The sequence below is a fragment of the Mesorhizobium sp. M4A.F.Ca.ET.020.02.1.1 genome, from assembly GCF_004022645.1.
In the GTDB taxonomy this organism is placed as follows: Bacteria; Pseudomonadota; Alphaproteobacteria; order Rhizobiales; family Rhizobiaceae; genus Mesorhizobium.
Genome location: NZ_RZOI01000341.1, coordinates 1 through 6,313, shown reverse-complemented (window position 1 = coordinate 6,313; position 6,313 = coordinate 1). Strand labels below are relative to the sequence as shown.

Below are 6,313 nucleotides of genomic sequence, written 5' to 3'. Positions count from 1 at the left end.
CGCGGTGCTCGACCGCGCCAAGGCCGGCTACGGCGTGGTCAAGACCGATCTCAGCCGCGCCGCGTCCGCGACGGTCGGCATGGCGAAACGGTCGGCGGACTGGCTGGCCGGGATCGTGCCGAGCGGACTTTAAGCAACAAAGCGGGGCGACCCGCTTTTGTTTGATTGGTCCAGCCGCGCTGCCCGCTTCCCAGGGCCCGATCGATCTGGCATAGGACGCACCGCACATCAGGCGCCTGTTCGAAAGTCCCCGCCCTTGCATCCCGCAATTGAAATCATCGGCGCGTTTGCCGCGCTCATCACCACGCTTGGCTGGATTCCGCAGGTCGCCAAGGTGGCGCGCGAGCGCCGCGCCGGCGACATCTCGCTGTTCGCCACCGGCTCCATCGCCACCGGCGTCTTCCTGTGGACGCTTTACGGCCTGCTGATCGGCTCCTGGCCGGTCATCCTCGCCAATGGCGTCACCTTCCTGTTCGTGATCGCCATCCTCGGCATGAAGCTGCGCTTCGGTTGAAAATCAGCACCTGATGCACGATGATCCCGCCTTCCGGGTGGAGGGGTCGTTGCATGAAGTTCTTAGCCCGCGCGGTGCTGTCCCTGATGCTGGCGCTTGCGCCCGTGCATGTTCACGCCCAAGGCGACGACAAGACCGTCATGGTGCGGTCGGACGATCCGGAGATGACGACGGCGATAGAACAGGCGCGAGCCAGCCTGGATGACTTCCTGGCCTTGTCCGAGGCGCCGCCGCCGGGGACCGACAAATTCAAACTGAAGGTGATGATCGTCGATGGCGATGCGACGGAGCATTTCTGGGTCATCCCCTTCAAGCGCACCGCCTCGGGCTTTGCCGGCATTTTGGCCAACGAGCCCGAGATCGTCCAAAATGTCGTCTACGGCCAGTATATCGAATTCTCCCGCGACGACATTTCCGACTGGGGTTACATCAGAGACGGCCATCAGGTCGGCAGCTACACCGTCTGCGTGATGCTGAAGAAGATGTCCGAGCAGGATGCGGATGATTTGCGCAGCAATTACGGCTTCGACTGCTGAGAGCTAACCCGCCGCGTCGTCCGCGGCACCGATCTTGCGCACCAGCGCCGCCGTCGCCAGCATGGCGCCGAGATCTGCGATCATCGGCGCGATATGGGTCTGGTAGTCGATCAGCACGGAGATGTCCGGCAGCTCGAAAAAATTCTTGCTGCGCGGCATGAGCAGGAAGCCGTCACTGCCGTTGAGCGCGATGCGGGCCTGGTCATATGGCCATGTCTCGCCGAGCCAGGTCAGCGCGCTTGCCAGGCGTCCGGTGACCAGCGGCCTCGCCGCCTCGACATTGTCGGTGCGGAACTCGTAGCTGGCGTCGAGTTCCGGCACGCCGCAGGCCAGTTCCTGCAGCTTGCTGGAGAAAATGCCGCGGAAGAAGCCGACCACCTTGCCGGCCTTGCGCGCCGCAACCAACATGCCGGGGAACGGCTCGATGGTCTCGAAGGCGACGATGACGCCCTTGAAGACCGTCTGCTGGCTCTTGCCGGAGCCCTCCGTCAGCTTCGCCTCGTAGAGTTCGAAGGGAAAATCCTCGTAGCGGCCAGATATGATGTCGTCGAAGCTCTGCCGGTTGAACGCCCCGATCGTCTCCCGCGGCAGCCGGTCGAAGGAATTCGGCCGCACGCCATGCTGGTAGCGCACATCGCGGACGAAGCCGAAGATCATCGGCAGAACCGTATCGCGGAACGATTGCTGCAGCCTGGTCGCCGGTCTCACCGCCTGGAAATAAAGCAGCACCGCCGCCCCGAAGCCGCCGACATAGAGGAAGACGTGCGGCGTCGAGAACCATTGCTCGTTGGGGTCGGCGGCCGCGTTGAACAGCCAGGCGACAAGCGCCACGAACAACAGCACCAGGCCGACGAACAGCGGCACCCGCCAGCGGACCTGCCGGTAGGTTGAAGCCCGTTTCGCCTCATAGGCCTCGATGTCTTTCCTGATGCCGGCGATCACCGCCTCGCTCGGCATGAAATCCGCCGCTTCCATCGCCACCCCCGCCGCAGAGACTGTGCATCGTGCGGCCATGATAGCGGCTTTTGCGCAAAAGTCGTCAGACCTCGGCCGGGGTGCCGAAAATCGCCTTCAGCCGGCTCTCGACCTTGCCGCGAATCCCGCTCCCGAGCGCCTCCACGGGGACCAGCCGCTCATGGTCGCCGACGCGCTGCCGCATGAAGGGATGCTGCCGGTAGGCCGCCACGGCGCCGCGCATGCCGAGGTCGACGCCGACGTCGACGACGAGGATGGAGCCGATGCGGCCCGGCCATGGCTGGCGGGAAAAGGCCGTGCCGAGAAAATCGCCGAGCCCGTAGGCGACAAGCGTCTTGCCGATCCGCTCCACCGGCTGCACGACATGGGCATGATGCCCGGCGATCAGCCCGACGCCCTGCCCGGCCAGTTGTCTGGCCAGCAACCGCGTCTCCGGTCTTGGAAAGTGCCGGAACTCCCAACCCCAATGCGGCACTGCGCAGATGAGATCGACGCCCCTGGCCGCATCGCGCGGCCCAAGATCGCTTTGCATCGACACGCGGCTCGCGAACACCCCCGCATCGGCATTGCGCCACTGCGTGAAGGCGAACAGGCCTATGGTCAACGGTCCCGCCGCGAACCGCTCGACCGGCCCCTTCGCGGCCGTGCCGATCGTGCGGATGCCAAGCCGCTCCATCGCCCGAACGGTCTCCTCGAAACCCGTAACGCCCTGGTCGAGCATATGGTTGTTGGCCAACGACAGGACGAGTTTTTCGCGCGCAATGCCGACCGCCGCCAGGGCGTCGGCAAGAAAACGCTCCGTCATCGCATGATGCGTGCCGAGCCTTGTGCCCACGACCGCGCGCGGCCGCTCGACGACGGGGCTTTCGCAATTGCCGACCACCATGTCGGCGGAAGCGAGCAGTGCAGCGATGGCCGGATCGCACTCCGGTGCCCTGCGATTGGCGACAGCCGAGATGTCGCCGATGAAGGCCAGCCTCACCTTCCGCGCCGGCGGCTCGATCAGGGTCGCGGCCTGTGGCGCAAAACCCCGCGCATCGCCGCCAAGCGATGGCCGCAGGAAACGGGGCAGCCAGGACAATTTGTAGGTGAGCGGATAGTTCGACACGCAATGCCCATTCGTTTGCCCTGTGTAAACCGTCTGCCCGGCAGGAGGAAGCAGCAGGCGCAGCGCCGCAAATCCGTGTATTGTCGCCGGACCGGACGGGAGGATCCACCATGAAGCGATTGTCGGGCCTTGCCGCATCAGCCCTGTTTTTGCTCCTGCCGCTTGTCTCTCCTGGCGCCGCTGCCCCGGATCCCGCAGCCCTGTTCGAGGCCAGAACCGTCGCCGACCGCGACAGCGCGCTGGCCGCGCTGGAGACAGCCGCGCCCGGCGATCCAGCATCGGCCTACGCGGCCGGCGCCGGCGAATTCTTCACCGCCCTGGAGATCCTGGGCGGCGGCCTGCATCGCCACGGTTTCGAAAGCCCGCAATCCTTCATGCTGCCCTTGATGCGGCTGCCGGTGCCGGACAATCCCAATCCCGAGCCGCTCACCTACGAGGAGTTCAGGGCCATACTGGTCGCCTTCCGCGACCGGCTGCAGAAATCCGCCGCCATGCTGGGTTCCGTGCCGGCCGAAGCCGATATCGGCATGGCCATCGACCTCACCCGTCTCGGCATCGATCTCAACGAGGACGGCAACATCGCCCCGGACGAGAGCGCCGCCGCGATCATGGCCGCGCTGTCGCGCGGCGGCGCGCCGGACGGGCCGGCGCCGGCGCTGACCTTCCGCTTCGACCACGCCGACGGTTACTGGCTGCAAGGCTATGCCGAGTTCCTGATGGCGCAGGCCGACTTCTGGCTGGCGCATGATTTCAAGACCATGTTCGACGGCTCGTTCCACATGCTGTTCCCGCGCGCCAAACTGCCGCTGCAGGACGTGCTCGTGCCGCCGGACGGCGGCATGAGCGGCTCGATCTTCGCTTCCGAATGGCGCTTCGCCGACTTCATCTCGCTGGTGCATCTGGTCAACTGGCCGGTGGTCGAGCCGGAACGCCGACAGGCCGCGCGCCGCCATCTGCTGGAGATGATCCGGCTGTCGCGCGAGGACTGGAAGGCGATCCGCGCCGAGACCGACAACGACCGCGAATGGCTGCCCGGTCCAAAGCAGATGGGCCCGAACCCGCTCACCGGCCTCGAAGTCGGCGAGGAACAGGTCACGGCCTGGCTCGCCACGCTCGATATGGCCGAGGACCTGCTCGAGGGCCGCGTGCTGCTGCCGCATTTCCGCATCACCGGCAAGGGCATCAACATGAAGCGCTTCTTCGACGAGCCGAAGACGTTCGATCTGGTGCTGTCGATCACCGGCCCGGCGATTGCGCCCTATTTCGAGAGCGGCAGAATCCTGACCAGCGACGACTTCGACCAGATCCAGCGCGAGTTCGGCGGCGCCGGATTCCTGACCTTCGCGCTATGGTTCAATTGAGGGCGGCCCGCCATCGCTCCTGACAGCCTTCTGTCAGCAGCATCGGTGGCGGGTGCGTGCCCAGTCACTCCGCTCTTTCCATTTCGGGCGAGTCCTCCCATATTCGGGCCATGGCCAAACACCCCGACAAGAAGACGCCGCCACCGGCGCTGGACGACCGTGGCGCGCCGAAGCGGCGCCCGCTGACCGAATTCCTCGACGCCGCCGAGTCGCTCGAGCCCGGCGGCTTTGCCGAAGCGCCGCAGGCCGACTTTACTGGCACGCCGCTGACCGGCTCGATTTCCGATTGGGCCGGGCAGATCGAGCGCGAGGCGGAAAAGCAGCCGAAGGCGAAAGCACCCAAGAAGATCCCTGAACGCTCGTCCGCGCCCGGGCGCACGGCGCGCGGCACCTCGATGGGCGGCGCGGCGTCGGCCAAGGAGCGTACGGCCGCGGGGCTCAACCCGGTCGCCGGCCTAGACATCAGCCTGGAGGATGCCGAGTCGATTTCGTCCGGCGGCGTCACCGCCACGGTGGCCGCGCTATCGGCGCTGATCGAGTCCGGCAATCCGCTGCACAAGGACGGCGTGCTGTGGACGCCGCACCGCCCTACCCGGCCGGAAAAGTCGGAAGGCGGCATCGCCATCAAGATGGTGTCGGATTTCGAGCCGGCCGGCGACCAGCCGACGGCCATCAAGGACCTCGTCGAAGGCGTCGACCAGAACGACCGCACCCAGGTGCTGCTCGGCGTTACCGGTTCGGGCAAGACCTTCACCATGGCCAAGGTGATCGAGGAGACGCAGCGCCCTGCCCTGATCCTGGCGCCCAACAAGACGTTGGCCGCCCAGCTCTACGCCGAGTTCAAGAAGTTCTTCCCCGAAAACGCCGTCGAGTATTTCGTCTCCTACTACGACTACTACCAGCCCGAGGCCTATGTGCCCCGGACCGACACCTATATCGAGAAGGAATCCTCGATCAACGAGCAGATCGACCGCATGCGCCACTCGGCGACGCGCTCGCTCTTGGAACGCGACGACGTCATCATCGTCGCTTCGGTCTCCTGTATCTACGGTATCGGCTCGGTCGAGACCTACACGGCGATGACCTTCCAGATGCAGATCGGCGACCGGCTCGACCAGCGCGCCTTGCTCGCCGATCTCGTCGCCCAGCAGTACAAGCGCCAGGACATCAACTTCGTCCGCGGCTCTTTTCGCGTGCGCGGTGACACCATCGAGATCTTCCCGGCTCACTTGGAAGATCGCGCCTGGCGCATCTCCATGTTCGGCGACGAGATCGAGCAGATCACCGAATTCGACCCGCTCACCGGCCAGAAGACCGGCGAGCTGAAAAGCGTCAAGATCTACGCCAACTCGCACTATGTGACGCCGCGCCCGACCTTGAATCAGGCCATCAAGTCGATCAAGGAAGAGCTCAAGCATCGCCTGCAAGAGCTTGAAAAGGCTGGCCGTCTGCTGGAGGCGCAGCGCCTGGAACAGCGCACCCGCTTCGACCTGGAGATGCTGGAGGCGACCGGCTCCTGCGCCGGCATAGAGAACTATTCGCGCTATCTGACCGGCCGCCAGCCGGGCGATCCACCGCCGACGCTGTTCGAATATGTGCCCGACAATGCGCTGATCTTCATCGACGAAAGCCACGTCACCGTGCCGCAGATCGGCGGCATGTATCGCGGCGACTTCCGCCGCAAGGCGACGCTGGCGGAGTACGGCTTCCGCCTGCCGTCCTGCATGGATAACCGACCGCTGCGCTTCGAGGAATGGGACGCCATGCGTCCCCTTTCCGTCGCCGTTTCGGCAACGCCCGGCGGCTGGGAGCTCGAGCA

General features: G+C 65.4%; 6 protein-coding genes. 4 read left to right on the top strand and 2 right to left on the bottom strand.

Annotated elements, in window-relative coordinates; all coding sequences use genetic code 11:
* The first annotated feature begins 256 nt into the window (after positions 1-256).
* Both EN742_RS20390 and EN742_RS20385 read left to right on the top strand, forming a co-directional pair.
* Positions 257-514, top strand: coding sequence for a SemiSWEET transporter (locus tag EN742_RS20390; RefSeq protein WP_126058713.1), 258 nt, complete (start codon positions 257-259; stop codon positions 512-514).
* Between the two features lie 53 nt (positions 515-567).
* On the top strand, positions 568-1,050 hold the full coding sequence (locus EN742_RS20385; RefSeq protein WP_126058712.1) for a DUF2314 domain-containing protein: 483 nt from the start codon (positions 568-570) through the stop codon (positions 1,048-1,050).
* Positions 1,051-1,053: 3 nt separating this feature from the next.
* Here EN742_RS20385 and EN742_RS20380 read toward each other — a convergent pair whose 3' ends face one another.
* A complete protein-coding gene (locus EN742_RS20380) occupies positions 1,054-2,025 on the bottom strand; it encodes a DUF3137 domain-containing protein (RefSeq protein ID WP_126058711.1) in 972 nt (323 codons plus the stop codon).
* Positions 2,026-2,089: 64 nt separating this feature from the next.
* Positions 2,090-3,133, bottom strand: a complete 1,044-nt coding sequence (locus tag EN742_RS20375; protein ID WP_126058710.1) for a CapA family protein — start codon at positions 3,131-3,133, stop codon at positions 2,090-2,092.
* A 110-nt stretch (positions 3,134-3,243) separates the two neighbouring features.
* Between EN742_RS20375 and EN742_RS20370 the strand changes: the two genes are divergently transcribed.
* Together EN742_RS20370 and EN742_RS20365 are read left to right on the top strand one after the other, a co-directional pair.
* Complete coding sequence (locus tag EN742_RS20370) at positions 3,244-4,494, top strand: hypothetical protein (RefSeq protein ID WP_126058709.1); 1,251 nt, start codon at positions 3,244-3,246, stop codon at positions 4,492-4,494.
* A gap of 110 nt (positions 4,495-4,604) precedes the next feature.
* Positions 4,605-6,313: DEAD/DEAH box helicase family protein (locus EN742_RS20365; protein ID WP_189375490.1), on the top strand; the 1,709-nt coding region annotated here is incomplete at its 3' end.